Raw genomic sequence first — 25,459 nt, 5'->3', positions numbered from 1 at the left:
AGCAATCATCATGCAATACAAACAACCTTCCCAACTGCAAGCCGTGGTTCTGGACTGGGCGGGCACCGTCGTTGATTTCGGGTCCTTTGCACCCACGCAGATTTTTGTCGAAGCCTTCGCCGAGTTTGGCGTAGCGGTCTCCCTGGCAGAAGCCCGGGGCCCGATGGGCATGGGCAAGTGGGACCACATCCGCACTCTGTGCAACGAGCCGCAGATCGCCGCACGTTACCAGGCAGCCTTCGGACGCCTGCCGACGGATGACGATGTCACCGCCCTTTATGAGCGCTTCATGCCCTTGCAGATCGAAAAGATCGCCCTGCACTCGGCGCTGATTCCGGGGGCCCTGGATACGATCGATGCCTTGCGCGACAAGGGTCTGAAAATCGGTTCGTGCTCCGGTTACCCGGCCGTGGTCATGGAGAAAGTCGTCGAGCTGGCGCGCAAGAACGGCTACGTCGCCGACCACGTCGTGGCCACTGACGAAGTACCCAATGGCCGTCCGCACCCGGCCCAGGCCCTGGCCAACGTGATCGCTCTGGGCATCAGTGATGTAGCCGCTTGCGTCAAGGTCGACGACACCTGGCCAGGCATCCTTGAAGGCCGCAGTGCCGGCATGTGGACGGTCGCATTGACCTGCTCCGGCAACGCACTGGGGCTGACCTATGACCAGTTCAGGGATTTGCCTTCGGACAAGCTGGCCGAAGAGCGCGCCCGCATCACCAGGATGTTCGAAGGTTCGCGCCCGCATTACCTGATCGACACCATCGTCGATCTGCCGGCCGTCATTGAAGACATCAATGCACGCCTGGCTCGTGGCGAAACCCCTCAGGGTTCCTGACCCTGCGCCGCTTGTGCACCTGACAGTGACCGTCCCACGGGCGGTCACACCCAAGAACAACAAGAGAACCCGATCATGAACTACGCCCACCCAGGCACTGCCGGTGCCATCGTTTCCTTCAAGTCCCGCTACGGCAACTACATCGGCGGCGAGTTTGTCGCACCGGTCAAAGGTCAGTACTTCACCACCACCTCGCCGGTGAATGGTCAACCTATTGCCGAGTTTCCCCGCTCCACGGCCGAAGACATCGACAAAGCCCTGGACGCTGCCCACGCAGCCGCCGACGCCTGGGGCAAGACCTCGGTGCAGGACCGCTCCCTGGCGCTGTTGAAAATCGCCGACCGCATCGAGCAGAACCTCGAACTGCTGGCCGTCACCGAAACCTGGGACAACGGCAAGGCCGTGCGTGAAACCCTCAACGCCGACATCCCGCTGGCCGTGGACCACTTCCGCTACTACGCCGGTTGCATCCGCGCGCAGGAAGGCAGCTCGGCGGAAATCAACGAACACACCGCGGCCTATCACTTCCATGAGCCGTTGGGCGTGGTCGGCCAGATCATCCCGTGGAACTTCCCGATCCTGATGGCCGCTTGGAAACTCGCCCCGGCACTGGCTGCTGGCAACTGCATCGTGCTCAAACCCGCCGAGCAAACCCCGCTGGGCATCACCGTGCTGGTCGAACTGATCGGCGACCTGCTGCCACCGGGCGTGCTGAACATCGTGCAAGGCTTCGGCAAAGAAGCCGGCGAAGCCCTGGCCACCAGCAAACGCATCGCCAAGATCGCCTTCACCGGCTCGACCCCGGTCGGCTCGCACATCATGAAATGCGCCGCCGAAAACATCATCCCGTCCACCGTGGAGCTGGGCGGCAAATCGCCGAACATCTTCTTCGAAGACATCATGAAGGCCGAACCGTCCTTCATCGAGAAAGCCGCTGAAGGCCTGGTGCTGGCATTCTTCAACCAGGGCGAAGTCTGCACCTGCCCTTCCCGCGCCTTGGTGCAAGAGTCGATCTACGACGAGTTCATGGCCGTCGTGATGAAGAAGGTCCTGCAAATCAAACGCGGCGACCCGCTGGACACCGACACCATGGTCGGCGCCCAGGCGTCCGAGCAGCAATTCGACAAGATCCTTTCGTATCTGGAAATCGCCAAGGGCGAAGGTGCCGAGTTGCTGACCGGCGGCAAGGTGGAAAAACTCGAGGGCAACCTGGCGAGCGGGTATTACATCCAGCCGACGCTGCTCAAGGGCACCAACAAAATGCGTGTGTTCCAGGAAGAAATCTTCGGCCCGGTGGTGAGCATCACCACCTTCAAGGACGAAGCCGAAGCCCTGGCCATCGCCAACGACACCGAATTCGGCCTCGGCGCCGGCCTCTGGACCCGCGACATCAACCGCGCCTACCGCATGGGCCGCGCCATCAAGGCCGGCCGAGTGTGGACCAACTGCTACCACCTGTACCCGGCGCACGCCGCGTTCGGCGGGTACAAGAAGTCCGGCGTCGGCCGTGAAACCCACAAGATGATGCTTGATCACTATCAGCAGACCAAAAACCTGCTGGTGAGCTACGACATCAATCCGTTGGGCTTCTTCTAAGCAGCGGGGGCGATGCACTTAACACTGCATCGCCCTTTCGATAGCCATCGCGAGCAGGCTCGCTCCCACAGTGGATCCGGGCCGGCTCCTCAATAGTGATTTCACCCCATAACCCTGTGGGAGCGGGCTTGCTCGCGAAGGCGTCCTCACTGACCTGAGATTTTTCTGTTCCCCTTGATCGCCCCTTTGGAGCCCTCGATGAAAATCCGTTACAAGGTGAGCCTTGTGGCTGCTTGTGTGCTGTTGGTGACCACCAGTCTTCTATCGCTGGTTCAGGTAGAGCAGATCCGTAGCATTTTGCGTCACCAGGTCGAGGCGAGCATTGCCGAATCGAGCAATGCGGTGGCACGTCAGATCGAGAGCTGGCTGAACGGTAAACTTCATTTGATGGACCTGGCCTCCCAGGCGATCGATCGCCAGTACAGTGTGCAAACGACCCAACGGATCATCGACTCACCCATTCTGAAAGACGAATTCAAGCTGGTGTTCGGCGCCCTCGAGGCTGATGGAAAGCCCATCAAGAATACGGCGGCGTGGAATCCGAAACCCGATTATGACGGCCGCACCCGTCCCTGGTATTCGACGGGAAAGACCGGCAGCCAAGCCGTCCTGACCGAACCCTACAAGGACTCCACCACGGGTGAAATCCTGATTTCGGCCGTCGCCCGGATCAGCGACGCGGGGCAGTTGCTCGGGGTGTTTGGCGGTGACATCCGCCTGACCACAGTGGCCGATGCCATCAATACCCTGGATTTCGGCGGGGCCGGTTATGCGTTCCTGCTCAGTAAAAGCGGCAACATCATTTCCCACCCGGACGCCGAGCTGAACGGCAAGCCCTACAGTCAGCTTTTTGCCGGGAGCGCCCTGCCCCTCGACGGTCAGCTTCAAGAGGTGCGCAGCGCTGGGAAGTCCCTCCTGGTGTCCTTCATCCCGCTCTCCGATCTCAAGGGTATGGATTGGTACATCGGCGTGGTCCTGGACCAGGACATCGTCATGGCCGCCGCCCATACCCTGAGTTGGCGAGCGGTGATCGGTACCGGCCTGGGCGTGCTGCTCAGCCTGTTGGTGTTGGGCCTGCTGGTCAAGCGACTGCTGCGGCCGCTGGAACAACTGAAGGATTCACTGGCAGACATCAATCGCGGTGAAGGCGACCTGACCCGCCAGTTGCCCGTGGTCGGCAATGATGAAATTGCGCTGGTCGCCGGGGAGTTCAACCAGTTCCTGCACAATCTCAAGGCGCTCATTGGCGACGTGAAAAACAGCTCGCAACAGGTCCGCGAGAGCACCACAGCGACTTCATGCGAAGCGGATCAGGCCGCCAACCGCGTACAGGTGCAATTGCAGGAACTGGATCAACTGGCCACCGCCATGACCGAGATGGCCTCGACCGCCGAGGATGTCGCGCGCAACGCGCAAACCGCTGCCGAAGCGGCCATCGCGGCTAACGAAGAATCCGCCGACGGCGTCGCTCTGGTTTCCCGGTCTACCGGGGCCATCAAGCGCTTGGCCGAGGAGATGGACGCCACCGGTCATGCGATCAATGACTTGTCCACCCTCAGTCAAAGCATTGAATCGATTGTGGCGGTCATCACCAGCATCGCTGACCAGACCAATCTGCTCGCCCTCAATGCCGCCATTGAGGCGGCCCGTGCCGGCGAATCGGGACGCGGGTTTGCGGTCGTGGCCGATGAGGTGCGCTCCCTGGCCTCGCGCACCCAGCAATCCACCCAGGAAATACGCGAGATGATCGACCAGCTGCAGACCGGGGTAAAACATGCCCAGGCGCGCATGCAGCAGAGCCGCGACACGGCCAGCAAAACGGCTGGCGATGCCAAGGCCGCCAATGACACCCTCGAACGCATACGCCTGGCCATTTACCGCATCAATGACATGAACCTGCAGATTGCCGCGGCCGCTGAAGAACAAAGCGCCACGACCGAAGAAATCAACCGCAACACCACCAATATCCGCGACATCAGTCTTGAAGTGTCCGGCAGTGCGGACAAACAGGTTCGCCAGTGCCTGGTCATGGTCGACCACGTCGGCCAGCAGGACAAACTACTGAGTCGCTTCCGGATTTGAATGTTGCATTTGCCCGAATGCTTGAGCTGCAAACCCGTAAAAGATCACAAAAACAACTATTCCACCGAGGTAAGAAAGATGAGTGCGGCTTCCCTGTATCCCGTTCGTCCCGAGGTTCTGGCCAATACCCTGACCGACGAGGCGACCTACAAGGCCATGTACCAGCAGTCGGTCGTCAACCCGGACGGCTTCTGGCGCGAGCAAGCCAAGCGCCTCGACTGGATCAAGCCTTTCACCACGGTGAAGCAGACCTCCTTCGACGATCACCATGTCGACATCAAGTGGTTCGCCGACGGCACCCTGAACGTGTCCTACAATTGCCTCGACCGTCATCTGGCCGAGCGCGGCGACCAGGTCGCGATCATCTGGGAAGGCGATGACCCTGCCGAAAGCCGCAACATCACCTACCGCGAGTTGCACGAACAAGTCTGCAAGTTCGCCAACGCCCTGCGCGGCCAGGACGTGCACCGCGGCGACGTGGTGACGATCTACATGCCGATGATCCCCGAAGCCGTGGTCGCCATGTTGGCCTGCACCCGGATCGGCGCGATCCACTCTGTGGTGTTCGGCGGCTTCTCGCCGGAAGCCCTGGCCGGTCGCATCATCGACTGCCGCTCGAAAGTGGTGATCACCGCCGACGAAGGTATTCGTGCCGGCAAGAAGATCCCGCTCAAGGCCAACGTCGACGACGCCCTGACCAACCCGGAAACCAGCAGCATCCAGAAAGTCATCGTGTGCAAGCGCACCGGTGGCCAGATCAAGTGGAACCAGCACCGCGACATCTGGTTCGAGGACCTGATGAAAGTGGCCGGTACCGTGTGCGCGCCGAAAGAGATGGGCGCCGAAGAGGCGCTGTTCATCCTCTACACCTCGGGCTCCACCGGCAAGCCGAAGGGCGTGCAGCACACCACCGGCGGCTACCTGCTGTACGCCGCCATGACCCACGAGCGCGTGTTCGACTACCGCCCGGGCGAGATCTACTGGTGCACCGCCGACGTCGGCTGGGTCACCGGCCACAGCTACATCGTCTACGGCCCGCTGGCCAACGGCGCGACTACCCTGCTGTTCGAAGGTGTGCCGAACTACCCGGACATCACCCGGGTGGCGAAGATCGTCGACAAACACAAGGTCAACATCCTTTACACGGCACCGACGGCGATCCGCGCCATGATGGCCTCGGGCACCGCCGCGGTTGAAGGTGCCGATGGCAGCAGCCTGCGCCTGTTGGGCTCGGTGGGCGAGCCGATCAACCCGGAAGCCTGGGACTGGTACTACAAGAACGTCGGCAAGTCCCGTTGCCCGATCGTCGACACCTGGTGGCAGACCGAAACCGGCGGCAACATGATGAGCCCGCTGCCGGGCGCTCACGCCCTCAAGCCGGGCTCGGCGGCGCGTCCGTTCTTCGGCGTGGTGCCGGCCCTGGTGGACAACCTGGGCAACATCATCGAAGGCGAGGCCGAGGGCAACCTGGTGATTCTCGATTCGTGGCCAGGCCAGGCGCGTACGCTGTTTGGCGACCATGACCGCTTCGTCGACACCTACTTCAAGACCTTCCGCGGCATGTACTTCACCGGTGACGGCGCCCGTCGCGATGCCGATGGCTACTACTGGATCACCGGGCGCGTGGACGACGTGCTCAACGTCTCGGGCCACCGCATGGGCACCGCCGAGATCGAAAGCGCGATGGTCGCGCACCCGAAAGTCGCCGAAGCGGCGGTGGTCGGTGTGCCGCACGACATCAAGGGACAGGGCATTTATGTCTATGTCACCCTGAAAAACGGTGAAGAGCCGAACGAGCAACTGCGCCTGGAGCTGAAGAACTGGGTGCGCAAGGAGATCGGGCCGATTGCCTCGCCGGATGTGATCCAATGGGCACCGGGGCTGCCGAAGACTCGTTCGGGCAAGATCATGCGGCGGATTCTGCGCAAGATTGCGGCGGCTGAGTACGAAGGGTTGGGGGATATCTCCACCCTGGCGGATCCGAGTGTGGTGCTGAACCTGATCAATACGCACCGCAGCATGAACGTCGCCTGACAGTTCGGGCCCCATCTATGAGCCGCCAGAGGCTCAAGGCATCGGCACGACGGTGTAATAAACGCCGTTGGCGCCAAAGGACGGTCGCAACCAGGAGTTGCCGCACTGGTAGTACGTGGTATTGGAGAAACTTATCAGGCCACAGCCTTGGGGCAGTGAGGCGTACGTCGCGCCCATGGGCATTGTCGGTGGGGCGGAAGCCACCATGCCGGCGTTGTAGCTGGCGTTCTGGTCGGCGACCGTCGCTGCGGCTTCACCGACGACCACGCCCGCCGCAGCGGCGGCTGCCGGATTGACGCCCTCGTTATAGCCACAGTTGTAGCAGCCACTGCTGGCAATCACGGCGGTTGGCGGATGGTAGTAAGCGGTCCCGTAAGGCACGGCACGGTAGGCGGTTGTGCCATAGACGGGAGGGCGGTAAGCCGTCGTGCCATAGCCATCCGCGTGATAGCCGGCGGCGGTGGCGCCATTTGCACCCTGCGCATGCCAGGCACCTTCGCCACCCGAAGCCGTTCCACCTTCCGCGCCCGTGCCGTGCCAGGAGCCCTCGCCACCGGACGCCGAGCCGCCGCGATAGCCTGTGCCGCTCCAGCTCCCATCACCTCCGGAAGCCGAGCCGCCGCGATTGGTTTCGCCACTCCAACTGCCGCCACCGCCCGACGCCGAGCCGTATTCACCCGAATGACTCCATGAGCCCCCTCCTCCGTAAGTGCGTCCGAAGCCGGAAGCGTGGTACCAGGCCGCTGCCTGGTCGCAGGTGAGCACAGCGATAAGCAGGCCGGCGAATTTCAAGGTAGATCTGTTCATGGGTCAGTCTCCTTGTTCAGGGTTTCGCCACGGGCTCTTTTACCCCCTGCGGGGCACGAAGATCGGGCGGTGGGGCAAACTGAATGCGGTGGGCCGTCTCGATGTGGTCAGGCTTGAAAAAATCGGCAGGCATCGCCGACTGGAGCTTCCAGTCACTGAAATCGACTTGATGCCGGGATCGTGTCGGATCATCGAGAAACACGGCGCGCAACCGGCGTGGCAGCTTGTCCTGCACGCCGATCCACGCCTGGACGAACACGCTGTCGCTGGTGTAGGCGATCACATCGGTGGTGGTATCACCGACCACCGTGCTTTGGCCGACGTAAAACGCCACACGCAGGTCCCGGGACAAATCCTTGTAGGGATCGGCGACGATCACGTCGGTGAACGGAAAGTAGATCGCGGCACGCTGGTACGCGGCCTCCAGGGTCGCATCAATGGTAGGCGGCGCGTCCGCCTGGGCCAGCAAGTTGCCTTTACGTTCGAAGGCATAGGCTTTTTTGCCGTCGTAGTAAAACTCGGTGGCCGGGCCGTCGCCGGAAGTCAGCACACGAAGGCGATCCGGTCGTTGCACGTTGACCAGGTCCACCGTGCCATAGGTCAGGGGAGGCCCCAGCCGGCTGGGCTTTTCATAGGTCGTGACGGCTTTGAAACTCATGCCCTGAGTGCCTGCGAGCCTGGCACTCATGCCCTTTAGAACCTCCAGCGCCCTTGGTTCCAATTGCACCGCAGGCGGATTGGCAGAGGGAGCTTGTGCGGCGTGCAGCGGGATGGCGAACAGACCTATGGCTAGACCGAGACCGAACAACCGGACAGGCGTTTGGAAGGTAGGCATCGATTGTTCTCCTCGGAAACCTGCGGGGCGATCACGGGTCGTCAGACTCAGTAGCAAAGCTCAGTTACAGGGTGATTGCCATGCATTCGGGAAAATAGTTTGGACAAATCCGCTCAGAAACCCGCGCAAAGGCTACAGCAGCGCGAACCTCGCGAGGCGTACGCTCGGCAGCACGCCCCACGCATGACGCCGCTGTGTATCACACTGTGTCAGTGCGACTTCCCGATACATAGACTTTCACCCGGCCGGCGCCTGGACACAGGCCGGATACGTTGCCGCGTTTCAATGCAAGCAAGGTTTGCAGGGGGTCAGACCGACCCCTGACCCATGGCTGGTAATGGAGACATCCCATGAAGATGGCACTGCGCAACAGCAACACCGGCAAGACTCGCCGCCACCTGGTCGGCCCATCGATCCTCGCCCTCACCCTGTTCGGTGTGCTCGGCGCAGCCCATGCGCAAACGGCCGCTACCGTGCAGCCGGCTGCGACCCCTGCCCAAACCACTCAGGCGGCGCCCTCGCCGTTCGGCCCGCTCAAGCATGTCAACGCCGGGCTGCTGGACGTGGCGTACGCCGAAACCGGCCCGGCCGACGGACCGGTGGTGATCCTGCTGCACGGCTGGCCGTACGACATTCACAGCTATGACGAAGTCGCGCCGTTGCTCGCCGCCAAGGGCTACCGGGTACTGATGCCCTATGCGCGCGGCTATGGCGATACGCATTTCCTCTCCGACAAGACCCTGCGCAATGGCCAGCCGGCTGCGCTGGCCAGTGATGTCATCGACTTCATGGATGCGCTGAAGATCAAGCAAGCGGTGCTCGGTGGTTATGACTGGGGTGCGCGTTCGGCCGGCATTGTCTCGGCGCTGTGGCCGGAGCGGGTCAAGGCGCTGGTCTCGGTCAGCGGTTATCTGATCGGTAACCAGGCGGCCGGCAAGAACCCGCTGCCACCCAAGGCGGAACTGCAGTGGTGGTATCAGTTCTACTTCGCCACCGACCGCGGTCGCGCCGGTTACGCGAAAAACACCCACGACTTCGCCAAGCTGATCTGGCAACTGGCTTCGCCGAAATGGGCGTTCGATGACGCCACTTTCGACCGCAGCGCCAAGGCGCTGGACAACCCCGACCATGTCGACATCACCGTGTTCAACTATCGCTGGCGCCTGGGCCTGGTCCAGGGTGAAAGCCGCTACGAAGCGCTGGAGCAGAAACTGGCCACGGCGCCGTCCATCAGCGTGCCGACCATTACCCTTGAAGGCGATGCCAACGGCGCACCGCACCCGGCCCCCGAAGACTATGCCAAGCGCTTCACCGGCAAATACGAGTTCCGGCTGATCAACGGCGGCATCGGCCACAACCTGCCGCAGGAAGATCCGCAGGCGTTCGCCAAGGCTGTGATCGATGCGGATCATCTTTGACATTGCGGTCTTCTGTGGGAGCTGGCTTGCCAGCGATGGTTGTTAACGATAACGCGTGCAATCCGGATAAACGCGGCGCACTGGAGTCCATCGCCAGCAGGCTGGCTCCTGCAGATGCGGTCTCTTGTAGGAGCGAGCTTGCTCGCGATGGTCGTTAACGATAACGCGTGCAATCCCGATAAACGCGGCGCACTGGAGTCCATCGCCAGCAGGCTGGCTCCTACAGACGCGGTCTCTTGTAGGAGCGAGCTTGCTCGCGATGGTCTTTAACGATAACGCGTGCAATCCGGATAAACGCGGCGCACTGGAGTCCATCGCCAGCAGGCTGGCTCCTGCAGACGCGGTCTCTTGTAGGAGCGAGCTTGCTCGCGATGGTCGTTAACGATAACGCGTGCAATCCGGATAAACGCGGGGCACTGGAGTCCATCGCCAGCAGGCTGGCTCCTACAGTTCCCTGCCATTGGTTTACTACGAGTAATGGATCTCGCTCAAGTCGATCGACACCAGCAACGCCTCCTTGTTGACCTGCCCATCGGCCTTGCGCCGATAGGCTCGCCGCTTGCCCGGCATGCGCAAGCCGTCGGCCTGGACGTAGTCATAAACCAGTTGGGCAGCGGGCATGCCACCGCTCACATCGACGTTGTAGTCGTGGCGGCGCAGCAGAAAGTCATCGCCGAAATAGAAGTCCTGGATGGCGCTGTGGGTTGCGATGCTGTCGGGGAAGCGCACCCGCAAATGCCGCCACAGCTCGGCGCCCTCTTGCAAGGGCTCGATTTCCTCGCTGGTTACGCCCGGCAAGGTGAACAGGAAGGGCATGGTCAGGTAGGACCACATCGCATAGCCGTTGAAGTAGGCCCGGTGCAACGGGTCCCAGGCTGTGTGTTCCCCGTGGCCCTTGAAGGATGCCCGGGGTGCCTGGCGCTCGGCAATCACCTTGCCCGCGGTATTCTCGATGGCGATCCGGTTCGGCGTATAGGCCGTGAATTGCCCCGGTGCACCGAAGGGTGTCACCGAGGCTCTTTGTTCATGCAGCCACACAGTCATCTGGCGTGGCGCGCTGTCCTGGGTCAACCCTTTCATGCCCCAGAGCGAGCCGCCGGTGACGAGCGTGGCGCAGACCTTATTGAAACTGTTCCAGCGCGCCAGGCCGCCATGAGCGGTCAGTATCCGGTCCAGCAGTTCGCGATCCTGGGCAGGCATGATTGCGTCACCTCCTCGTCCGTTAGCGCTTGCATCAATATCAGAATAATGGATAGCCGGCCGCGTGCCGGACCGGCCGATGGACAGCCGGATTGAGACGAGCGCATCGTTGGTCCGGCGTTGTCGGCGATTGACCAGTCTGTAGGAGCGAGCTTGCTCGCGATGGTCTCAAGAGCGCCGCGTTTAGCCAGTAGAAACGCATTATTGTTAACGACCATCGCTGGTAAGCCAGCTCCCACAGAGGACCTCGTCTGTAGGAGCGAGCCTGCTCGCGATGGTCTCGAGAGCGCCGCGGTTACCCAGTAAACAAGCGTTATCGTTAACGACCATCGCGAGCAAGCTCGCTCCTAAAGAGTCAGCAAGCCTGGGAGTGATTGGCGGAAGGCAGCCGGAGTCGAACCTGCCCGGGAACGGATGCCGTCCCCAACCGGGTTTGAAGCCCGGCCGCGCCACCGGGCGCGATTGCCTTCCTTGAAATCCTGCCCCTGAATCAGGGCTCATTGCGCTGGGCCAACGCATTGTCCGGGCGAACCAGGCGACGATCGCCAAAACGCCGGGTCAGGCCGATGCGGTCGAAGTATTCCAGTATCTGGATACTGCGCTTGCGCCCCAGGCCCACCGCATCACGAAACGCCGTCACCTGTATTACCGGGTTGGCGTCCGCCAGTTGCAACAGCATAGCCGCCAATCGGCGAATAATGCTGTCGGTATAAAACAGGTCGCGCACTACTTGATGCATCAGGCCCAGGCGCGCCATTTTGCGCAGCAACCCGCGCACGGCCGCTTCCTCATGCCCCAGGTCGCGCACCCACGGCGGGTCGAACACGGCCTGTTCGAACAGCGGTTGCAATTGCAGCCACAGGGCTTCGTCCTCTTCGCTCAAGCGCACCTGGTGCCCGGGCAGATGCAACCACGGGCCACTGCTGGCGATGTCGCCGCTGGCCAGCAACTCATCGAGCAGGCTGATGAATGTCGCGCGTTCTTGAGTGCTGCCGGCAAATCGGCGCAAGCGATCGCGGTCTGGCCCCATCTGGTCCGGTTCCAGTTGATGAAAGCGTGCGAGTTGTTCCAGCACGGCGGCCTTCAAGCCCTGCCAACGGCTGGCACTGAACAGCAACGCGCCCTGGCGGGTGTCGATTAAGCGCACGTCAGCGGGTAATACCCAACGGCTGCGCGGTCGGTTGAACTGCCGCTCCAGGCGCTGCGGATCGAGCCCGGTGTCGCTGTGGGCCAGCAATGCCGATAAAACATCTTCCAGCCTGGTGCTGCTCGCCAGCGCCGTCAGCTGCGCCAAGCGTTCGGGGCTGCGGCGTTGCCGGGTGGGTGCGAACGGATCGAGTACCCGACCGCCGCCCAAGGTACGTTGGGCACTCTGGTCGCGCAGGATCAGCCGATCGCCTTTCACCGCGTGCACCGGCGTATTGAGCAGCAGTTGTGCAAACATCCGCCCACCGGGCGCCAGGCTGGCGCCTTCAAGCAAGGCGACTCTGCCGGTGACGTCCTGGGTGCCGAGGTGCACGTGCACCGGTTGAAAGTGCTCGAAGGCCCGGGATTCGCCGGCAAGCAACTGCATGTCGATGTCCAGGCGTTGGGTGGGCGCGTACAAGCCGTCGGCGAGCAACCAGTGACCGCGGTGGATGTGCTCCAACGCCAGCCGTTCGGCACTCAGGTTCAACGCCACGCGCTGGCCGGCACAGGCGCTGTCGGCGGCTTGATTCTGTGCGTGCAGTCCGCGAATGCGCACCGGTTTGCCTTGTGGCCCCAGTAACAAGGTATCGCCCACCGCGACCTGGCCGGACAGCGCCGTGCCAGTCACCACGATACCGGCCCCGGCCACGCTGAAGGCCCGATCGATCGCCAGGCGAAAACCACCTTCGGTGTTGCGTCGCCGTACTTCACGCTGGGCTTGCAGCAATTGTTGGCGCAAGGTTTCGATGCCCTCGCCGGTCATGCTCGACAGCACTATCAGCGGCGCATCGGCATAGGGTCCGGGCGCCAGCAAGGTACGGATCTGTTCACGCACGTCTTGCACCCTGGCGCTGTCGACCCGATCGCACTTGCTGATCGCCACCAGCGCCCGCGGGATGCCGAGCAACTCGACGATCGCCAGGTGCTCGCGGGTCTGCGGCATCACCCCGTCATCGGCGGCCACCACCAGCAACACCAGATCGATGCCCTGTGCCCCGGCCAGCATGTTGTGGGTGAAGCGCTCATGACCGGGAACGTCGATGAAACCGGTCAGTGGCGCCTCCGGCGCCAGCGCGGCATACAGGTAGCCGAGGTCGATGGTCATGCCGCGCTCACGCTCCTCCCGGCGCCGATCGCCCGCCTGCCCCGTCAGCGCCTGGAGCAGCGCCGTCTTGCCATGGTCGATGTGTCCTGCGGTGCCGACAATCACCCTGCCCGGCCCTCCACGTGCAATTGATCGAGCTGCGTCAGCCAGGCCGGTTCGTCGTCCAGTTGCCGCAGGTCCAGCCACAGGGCGTCATCGTCAATGCGCCCGAGCACTGCAATCGGCAAGGCGCGAAAGGCCTCCTCCAGATTCAGCAAGGATCGCCCGCGCAAACGCTTCGACGTGAGTGGGCGAATACACAGCGCCGCGCTGGCCAGCCGCGCCACCGGTTGGCTGCCGCTGCCGATCATGCCCAGTGACGGCATGGCGCTGACGCTCCAGCCGTCACCCAACTTATGGGCCAGCGTCGGCTGCAAGCGCTCAGCCTGGGCGAGGATATCGGCCTGTGGCCGGGTCAGCAGGCGCAGGCTCGGCAAGCGCTCGGCCAGCCGGTCCGGGTTTCGGTATAGACCCAGCACCGCTTCCAGGGCGGCCAGGGTCATTTTGTCGACCCGCAGCGCACGCTTGAGCGGGTTTTTCTTGATCCTGGCGATCAGGTCCTTGCGACCGACAATCAGCCCCGCTTGCGGGCCGCCAAGCAGTTTGTCGCCACTGAAGGTCACGATGTCCGCGCCATCCAGCAGCGCCTGGCGCACCGTCGGTTCGGCGGGCAGCCCCCAGCGGGTCAAGTCCAGCAGGCTGCCGCTGCCGAGGTCTTCGAGCAGCGGCAAGCAGTGCCGGTGGGCCAGTTGCGCCAGTTCGGCGGTCGGCACACTCGTGGTGAAGCCTTGAATGCTGTAGTTGCTCGCGTGCACCCGCATGATCAAACCGCTGCGCGGGCTGATGGCAGCCTCGTAGTCGCGGGCATGGGTGCGGTTGGTGGTGCCCACCTCGACGAGCTTCACCCCGGCGCGGGCCATGATGTCGGGAATGCGGAAGGCGCCGCCGATTTCAATCAGTTCGCCCCGGGAAATAATCCCCTCCTTGCGCGCCCCCAGGCTGTTGAGGGTCAGCAGGACCGCGGCGGCATTGTTGTTGACCACGGTCACCGCCTCGGCGCCGGTCAACTCGCGGATCAAGCCTTCGATCAGGTCGTCGCGATCGCCGCGCTTGCCGCTGCGCAGGTCGAATTCCAGGTTGAGCGGATAACGTGCGGCCATTTGCACCGCCTCGATCGCTTCTTCGGGCAACAACGCCCGCCCGAGGTTGGTGTGCAGCACCGTGCCGGTGAGGTTGAACACACGCCGCACATGGCTGCGATGCTGGATGGCCAATCGCTCGCCGACCCTGCCTGCCAGCACCTCGGCGCTGAGTTCTACAGGTTCGAGCAAACCCTGCCGTGCCCCTTCGCGCATCTCATCCAGCAAAAGCCGCAAGGCACCCAGCAAGGCGTCGCGTCCATGCCGCTCGGCCAGCGGCCGGCACGCGGGGTGACGCAACAGACTGTCGATGGAAGGTAGACGCAGGGATTGGCTGGCACCGCGTGCAGACATCTGGCACTCCTGGAAACGAATGACCCTCGCGCCAGAGTGTAGACGCTGCGTTTATTCGTCTCCCGGCGCCAGCAGCAGATTCGGCGCCAGGCGCTGATAACCGTCCTGGGCCAGGCGCATGTCGAGCATCAGGCTGGACAGGTCTGCCGACAACGCTTCGGCATGCGCGTCGTTTTCCAGGTAGAGCAACTTCAGATAGCTGTTGCAACCGGGGCAGACTTCGGCGCGCAACGGCGCCTGGTTGGCGGCATGGCGATCATCTTCAAGGCTGAGGTATTCCAGGCCCTTGCTCTGCTCGCAATACACGCACTTGACCCGCACCACGTGCCACTCGCAGGCACACAACGAACAGACCAGATAACGCAAGCCATTGTGCTTGCCGCGATGGCGGATGACCCCGGCCATGGCCGGCGAGCCGCAGGCCGGGCACTGGCTGAGGCTGTCGCCGGGAGTCAGTGCCAGGTTCGGCGTACTCAACAGCCAGTGGCTCCAGGCCGTTTGCAGCGCCGCACCGAGAAACGGCACCAGCGCCGCCGGTACCAGAGAATACTGGCCGCTGACCAGTGCCACCGCCCAGGCGCGGCGTTGCCCGGCACCGGCCAGGCGCAAGGTGTCCACGGCATCGGCCACGGCGGATTGTGGCGGTGCGCCATAGCGCTGCAACAAGGCATCGAGGTAAAGCTGCCAGTCGTCTTCGCGCGCCAGGCTGTCGGCCGCAAAGGGCGGCAAGCCGTGCTGCTGGCACAATTCGATGCGCTGCCGGTCCAGAGGCTCGCCAGGCGGCGGATCGTCCAGCACCTGTTGCTGCACCCGGCACAACCCGGCAATCAGGCGCAGGTAATCGGCCAGCGGGTGCCCTTCGGCCAACGCTTCCAGACGTTGGGCGCGCAGGCTGAACAGGTTGGGCGGTGGCAGGTACAGAAACGGCGGCGAACTGGCCGCCGCTTCGATTTCTCCAGGTTCGAGGATGGTTGGCAAATGTCAGCCCTTTTTAGTGATCGGTCGCGTAGGCGCTTCGTCGCGGGTCTCATCTTGAGTCACTTGGCGATACCAGAGTTCGTGGTGCTTCCTGGCCCAGGCGCGGCTGACCCGGCCGTGCACCATGGCGCTGACCGAGCCTTTGATCCAGATACCGGCGTAGATGTGCACGATGATGCTCAGGATCAGCACGAAACCGGCCAGCGCATGCAGCAACATCGCCCAGCGTATCGCGGTGATGCCGAAATACTCGCTGAAGTAGGCACGCCAGATCACCAGCCCGCTGAACAACAGCACCAGCATGCACAGCAGTAAAGTCCAGAACAGCAGCTTCTGCCCGGGGTTGTATTTGCCGATGGGCGGGACGCCCTCCTCTTCGTTTTTCATCACCCGGTCGATGCGCTTGAGCCACAGGCGATCGTTGGCGATGAAGTAGTTGGCGCGCCAGAAGCGAAACACCAGGCCAAGGAACAGCAGGAACATCAGCACGCCCATGAACGGGTGCAGGATGCGTGTCCATGGCCCGCCGCCGAACAGGTTGCTCAGCCAGAACAATGCCGGGTGGAACAGCGCCAGACCGGACAGCCCCGCCATGAGGAACAGAATCGCCACCAGCCAGTGATTGGTGCGCTGGTTGCTGGTGTAGCGCAGGATCGTCTTGTTGCTCATGGCCTGCCCTCCCCACGGGGATCGAAGGTATGCACCGACGGATCGACTTCGTGCACGGCGTTGTCCGGTGGCTCGGGATGTTCATCCTCTTCGACGATTTGCGGGCCGACCCGCACGTAGTGGAAGAACCCGGCCAGCACCGCCGCGCCCATGGCCAGCAGCGCCAGGGGTTTACTGATGCCTTTCCACAGCCCTACCAACGGGCTGATCGCCGGGTGATCGGGCAAGCCCGCGTACACTCTTGGCGTATCGGCATGGTGCAGCACGTACATCACGTGGGTGCCGCCAACGCCTTCGGGGTCGTACAGGCCGGCGTTTTCAAAGCCGCGGCTTTTGAGATCGACGATGCGTTCGGCGGCGTGCTCCTTCATGTCGTCTTTGGAGCCGAACACGATGGCACCGGTCGGGCAGGTTTTCACGCAGGCCGGTTCCAGCCCGACCGCCACCCGGTCCGAGCACAGGGTGCACTTGTAGGCCTTGTGATCCTTTTGCGAGATCCGTGGAATGTTGAACGGACACCCGGTAATGCAGTAACCGCAGCCGATGCAGTGGTCCTGATCGAAATCGACGATGCCGTTGGCGTGCTTGATGATCGCCCCGGGGCTGGGGCATGCCGCCAGGCAACCGGGCTCGGCGCAGTGCATGCAGCCGTCCTTGCGGATTAGCCATTCCAGGTTGCCGGCATCGGTCTCGTGCTCGGTGAATCGCATCAGCGTCCAGGTTTCCGCGCTGAGGTCCTGCGGGTTGTCGTAGGTGCCGTGGTTATGGCCGACCTCATCGCGCAGATCGTTCCATTCCGAGCAGGCAACCTGGCAGGCCTTGCAGCCGATGCATTTGGTGGTATCGATCAGCTTGGCGACTTCCTCCATGCCGCGCACCGAGGGCGCGGGTGTGGTGGTGGCCGAGCGGGCAATGATGTCTTGGCTGGCCATTTAGACTTTCTCCACGTTGACCAGGAATGACTTGGATTCCGGGGTCTGTGTGTTGCCATCGCCGAGGAACGGCACCAGGGTGTTGGTCAGGTAACCGTGCCGTGTGAGCCCGGTAAAGCCCCAGTGCAGGGGAATGCCGATCTGGTGCACCACCTGGTTGTTGACCTGCAGCGGACGAATCCGCTTGGTCACCACCGCCACCGCTTCAATGAAGCCACGCTTGCTGCTGACCCGTACCCTATCGCCTGCGACTATGCCTTTTTCCTTGGCCAGCACTTCGCCGATCTCGACGAATTGCTCCGGTTGGGTAATTGCGTTGAGCTTGCAATGCTTGCTCCAGAAGTGGAAATGCTCGGTCAGCCGGTAACTGGTGGCGGCGTACGGGTAATCCTTGGCCACGCCGAGGGTGTCCCAGACCGAATCGAAGATCCGTGCTGCCGGGTTGCTGGTGGCTTTCTTGTTTTGCGGGTGCAGCGGATTGATGCCGATCGGTGTCTCGAACGGCTCGTAGTGCTCGGGAAACGGACCTTCGTTCATCTTGTCGACGGCGAAGAATCGCGCCACGCCTTCGGGGTTCATGATGAACGGGTTCATCCCGGCTTCCGGCGGCACGTCGGCCTTGTAGTCCGGCACATCGGTGCCGGCCCAGGCTTTGCCGTTCCACCACACCAGGCGTTTTTTCGGATCCCACGGTTTGCCTTGCAGGTCCGCCGAGGCGCGGTTGTAGAGAATCCGCCGGTTGGCCGGCCAGGCCCAGGCCCAGCCCTGATGCTGGTGCATGCCGTACGGGTCGTTATTGTCGCGGCGGGCCATCTGGTTGCCCAGTTCGGTCCAGCTGCCACAGAAAATCCAGCAACCGGAGGCCGTACTGCCGTCATCCTTGAGCTGGCCGAAACCGGCCAGTTGCGCGTTGGCCTTGATCGCCGCGCCGGTGGCGTCGGTGAAGTCGGTAGTCGCCGAGCCGTTGATCTCCTTGGCCAGTTCCTCCGGCGAAGGTTCGTCGGCGATCTTGTACGGCCACGCCAACTTGAGCAGCGGGTCGGGGTACGCGCCGCCATCGGCCTGATAACGCTGGCGCAGACGCAGGAACAATTCGCTCATGATCCGTACGTCGGTGCGCGCTTCGCCGGGGCCGTCGGCGCCTTTCCAGTGCCATTGCAGCCAGCGGCTGCTGTTGACCAGCGAACCGTCTTCCTCGGCAAAACAGGTGGTGGGCAGGCGGATCACTTCGGTCTGGATGTCGGCGCTGTTCACGTCGTTGTACGGCCCAACCTTTTGCCAGAACTCGGAAGTCTCAGTGGCCAGCGGGTCCATCACCACCAGCCATTTAAGCTTGGCCAGCGCCGCCATCACGCGGTTTTTATCGGGCAGCGCGGCGATCGGGTTGAAGCCCTGGCACATGTAGCCGTTTACCTTGCCTTGCCCCATCAGGTCGAACACCTTGAGGATGTCGTATTGAGGGATGTCCAGTTTCGGCAGGTACTCGTAAGCCCAGTTGTTCTCGACGGTGGCGTTGGCGCCGTACCAGGATTTCATCAGGCTGACGTGGAACTTGCTGTAGTTCTGCCAGTAGGACAGTTGCCCCGGGCGCAACGGCTTCTGCGTACGCTTGGCGATGTAGGCGTTGTAATCCTGTTCGGCATCGCCAGGTAGCGTGAGGTAGCCCGGCAGTGAATTGGACAACAGCCCCAGGTCGGTCAGCCCCTGGATGTTGGAGTGCCCGCGCAAGGCGTTCACGCCGCCGCCCGGCATGCCGACGTTGCCCAGCAGCAGTTGCACCATCGCCGCGCTGCGGATGATCTGCGCGCCAATCGAGTGCTGGGTCCAGCCCAGTGCATAGAGGATGGTCATGGTCTTGCCCGGTTGCGAGCAAGTGGCGATTTCCTCCCAGATTTTCTGCATGGCATCGACCGGCATGCCGCAGATCTGGCTCGCCAGTTCCTTGGTGTAACGGCTGTAATGCTGCTTCATCAACTGATAGACGCAGCGCGGATCCTGCAGGGTCGGGTCGACCTTGGCAAAGCCGTCTTCACCGATTTCGTAGCCCCAGCCGGATTTGTCGGTATAGAGGCGCTTGGCCGCGTCATAGCCGCTGAAAATCCCGTCCTCGAAGCCATAGCCGGCTTTGACGATGAACGACACGTCGGTGTAGTTACGCACGTACTCGTGCTGGATCTTGTCCTCGGTCAGCAGGTAGTTGATCAGCCCGCCCATGAAGGCAATGTCGGTGCCGGTACGGATCGGCGCGTAATAGTCGGCCACCGAGGCCGTGCGGGTAAAACGCGGGTCGACCACGATCAGCCGCGCCTTGTTGTGCGCCTTGGCTTCGGTCACCCATTTGAAGCCGCACGGGTGCGCTTCTGCTGCGTTGCCGCCCATCACCAGAACCAGATTCGCGTTGGCGATATCGGTCCAGGTATTGGTCATGGCACCACGGCCGTACGTCGGGGCAAGACTTGCCACCGTCGGGCCGTGTCAGACACGCGCCTGGTTATCGAACCCCAGCATGCCGAGGCTGCGCACCACCTTGTGGGTGATGTAGCCCGCTTCATTGGACGCCGCCGATGCCGCGAGGAAACCGGTGGTCAGCCAGCGGTTCACCGTTTGCCCCTGCTCGTTCTTCTCGATGAAGTTGGCGTCGCGGTCGGCCTTCATCAGGTTGGCGACGCGATCGAGGGCTTCATCCCAGGAGATGCGCGTCCACTCGGTGCTGCCGGGCTTGCGCACCTGCGGGTATTGCAGGCGGCCGGGACTGTGAATGAAATCCAGCAGGCCCGCGCCTTTGGGGCACAGGGTGCCGCGGTTGACCGGGTGGTCGGCGTCACCTTCGATGTGGATGATGTTTTGCGCGACATTCTTTGCCGTATCGCCCTGGCTGTACATGATCAAGCCGCAACCGACCGAGCAATACGGGCAGGTGTTGCGGGTTTCATGGGTGTGGGCGAGCTTGAAATGACGCACCTGTTCGGCAAAGGCAAGCGTCGGGGCCATGCCCAACGCACCCAGGCTAGAGCCTGCAAGGCCGATACCGGCGACCTTGAAGAACTGACGACGGCTGAGATCCATCGTGCACTCCTGATCAGGTGGAACCCGGTACATGGCCGGGCTTTTTCGAACAACCACGGTAGCGGCAGTCTGGCTGCCGACAGTTGAACTTTAGTCAATGCTGTCGAATCTGCGATGAAACCCGACCGTCGGGCGTTAGTCGGCGCGCCCGGCTATTGGCACAAAACCTGTGGGAGCGGGCTTGCCCGCGAAGGCGTAGTGTCAGCCAACACTCATGCTGGATCTGCCGGCCCCTTCGCGGGCAAGCCCGCTCCCACAGGGGGTGTGGTGTCAGTCATCGCGAGCAAGCTCGCTCCTACAGGGGGTTGGCGCTTATCATGGTCGGCATGATTAACCGGCCTTTACGAGATTTGCGCATGACTTTCGATTTTGATCAGGTGTTCGACCGCCACAATACCGGCAGTACCAAGTGGAGCCGCTACCCGGCGGACGTGTTGCCGATGTGGGTTGCCGACATGGATTTCGCCGCGCCGCCGGTGATCATCCAGGCCCTGCAAAAACGACTGGAACACCCGATGGTCGGTTACAGCGTGGCCCAGGATGATCTGCGCGAGGCTATCGTTGCCGACCTCTGGAACAAATACGCCTGGCGTGTCGAGCCCCAGGAGCTGATTTTCCTGCCGGGCGTCGAGTCGGGCTTCAACATGGCGTTGAAGGCCCTGGTGCAATCGCAACAGAACGTCGTTGTGCAGGTGCCGAACTACCCGCCGCTGCGCCACGCACCCGGACATTGGGGCCTTAACAAGGTCGAGCTGAATTTCGATGCGCAAGCCGACGGCACCTACAGCACGCCGCTGGATACCCTGAGCCAGTCGCTGCAAGGCGGTGGTGCACTGCTGCTGAGCAACCCGCATAACCCGCTGGGCAAAGCCTTCCCCCGCGCAGAGCTGCAAGCCATTGCCGACATTTGCCTTGAACATGATGCCTGGATCATTTCCGATGAGATCCACGCCGAGTTGTGCTTCGACGGCCGCCAGCACATTCCGATGGCCACGCTGAGCCCGCAAGTCGCCCAGCGCACCATCACGCTGATGTCGGCGAGCAAGGCCTACAACATCGCCGGCCTGAAGACCTCGTTCATGATCATCCAGGACCGCCACCTGCGCGAGAAGGTCAACCACGCCCGTTGCGGCATGGTCGACAGCGTCAATCCGCTGGGCATGGAAGCCACCCGCGTCGCCTACAGCGAAGCCACGCCATGGCTGGCCGAACTGAAGATCTACCTGCAAGGCAACCGCGACTTTCTCGCCGAAGCGGTACGCACCCGCCTGCCGGGCATCACCATGAACCTGCCGCAAAGCACCTACCTGGCGTGGCTCGACTGCACGGCACTGGGGCTGGACGACCCGCAGCAGTTCTTCCTCGAACAGGCCAGGGTCGGCTTGAGCGCCGGCCTGGACTTCGGCGATGACTGCAAGCAGTTCGTGCGCCTGAATTTCGGCTGCCCACGCTCGCTGCTTGAAGAAGGTATCGCGCGGATGGAGCGCAGCTTGCGCCATCTCAAGGCCTGATTCGCCCCTCAACAACAACCCGGATCCCTGTGGGAGCGGGCTTGCCCGCGATGAACGCCAGCGCAACGCGTTTATTCAGACAGAACGCGTTATCGTTTACGTCCGTCGCGAGCAAGCTCGCTCCTACAAGTCATCTGCATCGCGCGGATGGAGCGCAGTTTGCGCCATCTCAAGGCCTGACCTAGCCCTCCTGCCATACCTATCCCCCTTGTGGGAGCGAGCTTGCTCGCGATGGCGTCCTGTCGGTCGGCAATGTCGTCGCCTGACACCGCGCCTTCGCGAGCAGGCTCGCTCCCACAGGGCGGCAAGCCGATTCTGTGCCTCTCTGAAAAATTGAACCGACCCAAGCCTGCGATGCTCAACAACCTATAGCCCTGCACTGGCGGTTGTTTTTTGGGATCCTGACCATGAGCTTCATTACCTGGGTGGCGGTGTTGGGGGCTGTGTTGCTGACGCTGGCACTGACTTCGTCGTACCTGCGCTGGATGCCGGTCACCACGTCGGCGGTGTGTCTGGTACTGGGCGTCGCCATCGGTCCGGCGGGCCTGGGTTTGCTCAGGCTGGATGTCAAGGATGCCGCCTTCTGGATGGAGCATCTATCGGAAGTAGCGGTACTTTTTTCGCTGTTTGTCTGCGGGTTGAAGTTGCGCCTGCCCCTGGGCGATTGCCGATGGCGGGTGGCATTTGCCCTGGCGGGACCGGTGATGATCCTGACCATTGCCGGTGTAAGCCTGTTGCTGCATTTCGGGTTTGGGTTCCCGTGGGGGCCGTCGCTATTGATCGGGTCGATTCTGGCGCCCACCGATCCGGTCCTGGCCTCTCTGGTACAGGTCAGCGATGCCAGGGATTACGACCCGGTCAGGTTCGGGCTAACCGGTGAAGCCGGTTTCAACGATGGCATTGCATTCCCCTTCGTGATCCTCGGCTTGTTGTTTCTGCAACACAGCGACAATACAGGTGCCTGGCTCGACGACTGGATCCTCAAGAGTCTGCTATGGGCCGTGCCCGCCGGACTGCTGACCGGTTACTGGATGGGGCGCGGCATAGGCCGCCTGACCTTGTTCATGCGCATCAAGAACGCCGACAGCACCTTCTCACCCAATGATTACCTGGCCCTGGCCCTGATCGCACTGGCCTATGTCGTGGCCGAAACCATTCAGGGCTACGGGTTTCTCTCGGTGTTTGCCGCCGGCCTGGGCTTGCGCCAGGCCGAGGTCAAGACAAGCGGTGACACCCAGGCACCAGCCGAACATCTGGTCCAGGCGGTGGTCGGTCACCAGCATGTCGAACCCGAAGCGGCCGTGGCCGGCAATGTGGACCACCTGGAAGACACGCAAGTCGCTGCCGGAATCATGATGGGCGACATGCTATCGTTCGGCAGCCTGGTGGAACGGGCCATGGAAGTGTTTCTGGTCACCTTGCTCGGGGTCGTGCTGGTTGCACACTGGGACTGGCGGGCTCTGGTGCTCGCACTGGTGCTGTTCGGGATGATTCGCCCGCTAGCAGTCTGGCTGATGCCCTGGGGTTCGCTGCTCAATGGCCCGCAGCGCTGGTTGATCGGCTGGTTCGGCATTCGCGGCATCGGCAGTTTCTACTACCTGTTCTACGCCTTGAACCACGATCTGTTGCCTTCGGTGGCCACCTTGTGTACCGACTTGACGCTCTCGGTGGTGGCCCTGAGCATTCTGGTCCACGGCATCAGCACCCAGCCAATGCTTGCCCGCTATGAACAGCACAACCGCCACGTCACTTCATCGCCAAGGCAATGATTTCCACCAGGTTGAGTTGGGTAAAAGGTTTCGGCAAACGCGGCAGATGAGCGGCAAAGCCTTCCAGCCGCTCGGCATAACCGGTGGCGAGGATGATCGGCACGTCCGGTCGCATGCTCCTGATGGCATTGGCCAGTTGTGCTCCACTCATCTGTGGCATGGCCATGTCGGTGATGACCAGATCGATCTGCGGTTCACTGTTGAACAGTTCCAGCGCCCTGGCACCGCAAGGCGCACTGATGACCCGATGCCCGAGGTCCTCGAGCAGCAGGCAGGTGCTGGTCAACACCAGGCTGTCATCGTCCACCACCAATACGCTCAGGCCAGGCCCTGTCACGGCCGGCGTTTCGGCGACCGGTTGCACGGGCGAATCACCGGTGGCGACCGGCAACCAGAGTTCGGCGGTCGTGCCATGGTCCTTCTGGCTTTTGAGGATGAACCGTCCGCCCAGTTGTTCAATAAAACCGTGAACCATCGACAACCCCAGGCCCGTGCCTTTACCCACGCCCTTGGTGGTGAAAAACGGGTCCATCGCCGAGACCAGCGTGGTTTCATCCATGCCCTCGCCGGTATCGGCAATGCTCAGGCAGACGTAGCACCCCGGGGCCAGGGATGAGGTGGCTGTGTCGGTCACTTCACGGTTTCTGGCGCTGAAGCTGATGGTCCCGCCGTTGGGCATGGCGTCACGGGCGTTGGTGGCCAGGTTCAGTACGGCCAGTTCCAGCTGATTGAGGTCCGCCAGCACCGGTTCGAGATCTTCGGGAAAGCGAGTTTCGATTTTCACCGAAGGCCCCAGGGAACTGCGCAACAGCCCGGAAATGCCTTCCACCAAGGCCGGTATCCGCACAGGTTCCGACTTGAGTTCCTGGCGTCGGGCAAACGCCAGCATGCGCTGGGTCAGGGAAACGCCGCGCAAGGCACCCTGGGTAGCGTTGTCGATCAAGCGGGTTAATTTGGGGTTATCCGTCACCCGTTTGCGCACGATTTCCAGATTGCCGAGGATCACCGTCAGCAGGTTATTGAAATCGTGAGCGATGCCACCACTGAGCTGGCCGATGGCCTGCATTTTCTGCGCCTGGAACAAGGCCTCCCGGGTTTGCTCCAGCACCTGCTGCGCTTGCGTGACGTCAGTGATATCACGGGTAATCTTGGCAAAACCGAGCAAGGTGCCGGTGTCGCCCCAGATCGGATCGACGATGACGTGGGCGAGGAACCGCGTACCGTCCTTGCGCATCCGCCAGCCCTTGTTTTCAAAGCGCCCTTCACGCTTGGCGATGTCCAGCGTCCTTTGTGGCTCGCGGGCTTCGCGATCCTCCGGGGTATAGAAGATCGAAAAATGCTGGCCAATGACTTCTTCCGGCAAGTAACCCTTGATGCGCTGGGCACCAAGGTTCCAGTTGCTCACGCGTCCGTCCGGCGAAAGCATGTAGATCGCATAGTCGGTAACGCTCTGCACCAGCAGGCGGAACTGCTGCTCGCTTTGCTTGAGGATTTCCTCGGCCACCCGGCGATCGGTCAGGTCGCGGGTGATCTTGGCGAAACCCAGCAAGGTGCCCGACGGGTCGAAGATCGGATCGATGACCACATGGGACCAGAAATGGGTGCCGTCCTTGCGCACCTGCCAGCCTTCGCCCTCGAAACGCCCTTCACCAAGCGCCGTGTCCAGTGTCTGCTGGGGCAAGCCGGCACGGCGATCGTCATCGGTGTAGAAGCGCGAGAAATGCTCACCGAGGATCTCGGCCTCCTCATACCCCTTGAAACGCCTGGCGCCGGCATTCCAGCTGGTAATGACGCCGTCCGGATCAATCATGTAGATCGCATAGTCGATCACCGCATCGATCAATAGCCGGAAACGACCGTCTTCGATGGCACTGACCTTGGTTCGATCTTCGCTCATTG

17 protein-coding genes, 1 tRNA gene and 1 pseudogene are annotated in these 25,459 nt (G+C 62.3%); 8 read left to right on the top strand and 11 right to left on the bottom strand.

Annotation, left to right across the window (positions count from 1 at the left end; translation table 11 throughout):
• Positions 1-10: 10 nt before the first annotated feature.
• The 5 genes and pseudogenes from phnX to acs all read left to right on the top strand — a co-directional run bounded on the left by phnX (position 11) and on the right by acs (position 6,550).
• Positions 11-838, top strand: a complete 828-nt coding sequence (gene phnX, locus ACXX83_RS10070; RefSeq protein ID WP_007970212.1) for a phosphonoacetaldehyde hydrolase — start codon at positions 11-13, stop codon at positions 836-838.
• A 75-nt stretch (positions 839-913) separates the two neighbouring features.
• Positions 914-2,434, top strand: coding sequence for an acetaldehyde dehydrogenase ExaC (exaC, locus tag ACXX83_RS10065; protein ID WP_458548325.1), 1,521 nt, complete (start codon positions 914-916; stop codon positions 2,432-2,434).
• A 198-nt stretch (positions 2,435-2,632) separates the two neighbouring features.
• Positions 2,633-3,658 (top strand): annotated as a pseudogene (locus tag ACXX83_RS10060) (HAMP domain-containing protein); the annotation flags it as partial.
• Between the two features lie 144 nt (positions 3,659-3,802).
• Entirely contained in the window at positions 3,803-4,516 is a 714-nt protein-coding gene (locus ACXX83_RS10055; protein ID WP_458550177.1) for a methyl-accepting chemotaxis protein, read from the top strand.
• Positions 4,517-4,594: 78 nt separating this feature from the next.
• Positions 4,595-6,550, top strand: a complete 1,956-nt coding sequence (acs, locus tag ACXX83_RS10050) for an acetate--CoA ligase (RefSeq protein WP_458548324.1) — start codon at positions 4,595-4,597, stop codon at positions 6,548-6,550.
• A 33-nt stretch (positions 6,551-6,583) separates the two neighbouring features.
• Here acs and ACXX83_RS10045 read toward each other — a convergent pair whose 3' ends face one another.
• Both ACXX83_RS10045 and ACXX83_RS10040 read right to left on the bottom strand, forming a co-directional pair.
• Positions 6,584-7,357: a hypothetical protein gene (locus ACXX83_RS10045; protein ID WP_458548323.1), complete on the bottom strand. Its 774-nt coding sequence runs from the start codon at positions 7,355-7,357 to the stop codon at positions 6,584-6,586.
• Positions 7,358-7,373: 16 nt separating this feature from the next.
• The gene (locus tag ACXX83_RS10040; protein ID WP_458548322.1) at positions 7,374-8,192 is read right to left on the bottom strand and encodes a DUF2092 domain-containing protein; all 819 of its coding nucleotides are present in this window, start codon (positions 8,190-8,192) and stop codon (positions 7,374-7,376) included.
• Positions 8,193-8,542: 350 nt separating this feature from the next.
• Between ACXX83_RS10040 and ACXX83_RS10035 the strand changes: the two genes are divergently transcribed.
• Positions 8,543-9,610 carry an alpha/beta fold hydrolase gene (locus ACXX83_RS10035; protein WP_458548321.1) on the top strand — a complete coding sequence of 356 codons (1,068 nt, stop codon included), beginning with the start codon at positions 8,543-8,545 and terminating at the stop codon, positions 9,608-9,610.
• A 468-nt stretch (positions 9,611-10,078) separates the two neighbouring features.
• Here ACXX83_RS10035 and ACXX83_RS10030 read toward each other — a convergent pair whose 3' ends face one another.
• The 8 genes from ACXX83_RS10030 to fdnG form a co-directional block, all read right to left on the bottom strand.
• Positions 10,079-10,810 carry a hypothetical protein gene (locus ACXX83_RS10030; protein WP_458548320.1) on the bottom strand — a complete coding sequence of 244 codons (732 nt, stop codon included), beginning with the start codon at positions 10,808-10,810 and terminating at the stop codon, positions 10,079-10,081.
• Positions 10,811-11,185: 375 nt separating this feature from the next.
• A tRNA-Sec gene (locus ACXX83_RS10025) sits at positions 11,186-11,281 on the bottom strand.
• A 19-nt stretch (positions 11,282-11,300) separates the two neighbouring features.
• The gene (gene selB, locus ACXX83_RS10020; RefSeq protein ID WP_458548319.1) at positions 11,301-13,208 is read right to left on the bottom strand and encodes a selenocysteine-specific translation elongation factor; all 1,908 of its coding nucleotides are present in this window, start codon (positions 13,206-13,208) and stop codon (positions 11,301-11,303) included.
• Positions 13,205-14,635, bottom strand: a complete 1,431-nt coding sequence (selA, locus tag ACXX83_RS10015) for an L-seryl-tRNA(Sec) selenium transferase (protein ID WP_458548318.1) — start codon at positions 14,633-14,635, stop codon at positions 13,205-13,207. Before selA ends, selB begins: the two co-directional genes overlap by 4 nt.
• Positions 14,636-14,686: 51 nt before the next feature.
• Positions 14,687-15,613: a formate dehydrogenase accessory protein FdhE gene (gene fdhE, locus ACXX83_RS10010; protein WP_458548316.1), complete on the bottom strand. Its 927-nt coding sequence runs from the start codon at positions 15,611-15,613 to the stop codon at positions 14,687-14,689.
• 3 nt (positions 15,614-15,616) lie between these two features.
• Positions 15,617-16,282 (bottom strand): formate dehydrogenase subunit gamma, encoded by a 666-nt coding sequence (locus tag ACXX83_RS10005; RefSeq protein ID WP_458548315.1) that lies wholly within the window; start codon positions 16,280-16,282, stop codon positions 15,617-15,619.
• Positions 16,279-17,214, bottom strand: coding sequence for a formate dehydrogenase subunit beta (fdxH, locus tag ACXX83_RS10000; protein WP_217835094.1), 936 nt, complete (start codon positions 17,212-17,214; stop codon positions 16,279-16,281). The genes ACXX83_RS10005 and fdxH overlap by 4 nt, the downstream gene beginning before the upstream one ends.
• Positions 17,215-20,280, bottom strand: coding sequence for a formate dehydrogenase-N subunit alpha (gene fdnG, locus ACXX83_RS09995; protein WP_458548313.1), 3,066 nt, complete (start codon positions 20,278-20,280; stop codon positions 17,215-17,217).
• Between the two features lie 356 nt (positions 20,281-20,636).
• Between fdnG and ACXX83_RS09990 the strand changes: the two genes are divergently transcribed.
• Complete coding sequence (locus ACXX83_RS09990; RefSeq protein WP_458548311.1) at positions 20,637-21,791, top strand: MalY/PatB family protein; 1,155 nt, start codon at positions 20,637-20,639, stop codon at positions 21,789-21,791.
• 407 nt (positions 21,792-22,198) lie between these two features.
• Complete coding sequence (locus tag ACXX83_RS09985) at positions 22,199-23,560, top strand: cation:proton antiporter (protein WP_458548310.1); 1,362 nt, start codon at positions 22,199-22,201, stop codon at positions 23,558-23,560.
• Here ACXX83_RS09985 and ACXX83_RS09980 read toward each other — a convergent pair.
• Positions 23,538-25,457: a hybrid sensor histidine kinase/response regulator gene (locus tag ACXX83_RS09980; protein ID WP_458548309.1), complete on the bottom strand. Its 1,920-nt coding sequence runs from the start codon at positions 25,455-25,457 to the stop codon at positions 23,538-23,540. The two genes, ACXX83_RS09985 and ACXX83_RS09980, sit on opposite strands and share 23 nt — an antisense overlap.
• Positions 25,458-25,459: the final 2 nt, after the last annotated feature.

It is taken from the genome of Pseudomonas sp. GNP012 (genome assembly GCF_054343835.1).
The sequence above is the reverse complement of the archived record's forward strand: the minus strand, read 5'-3'. Positions and strand labels throughout refer to the sequence as shown.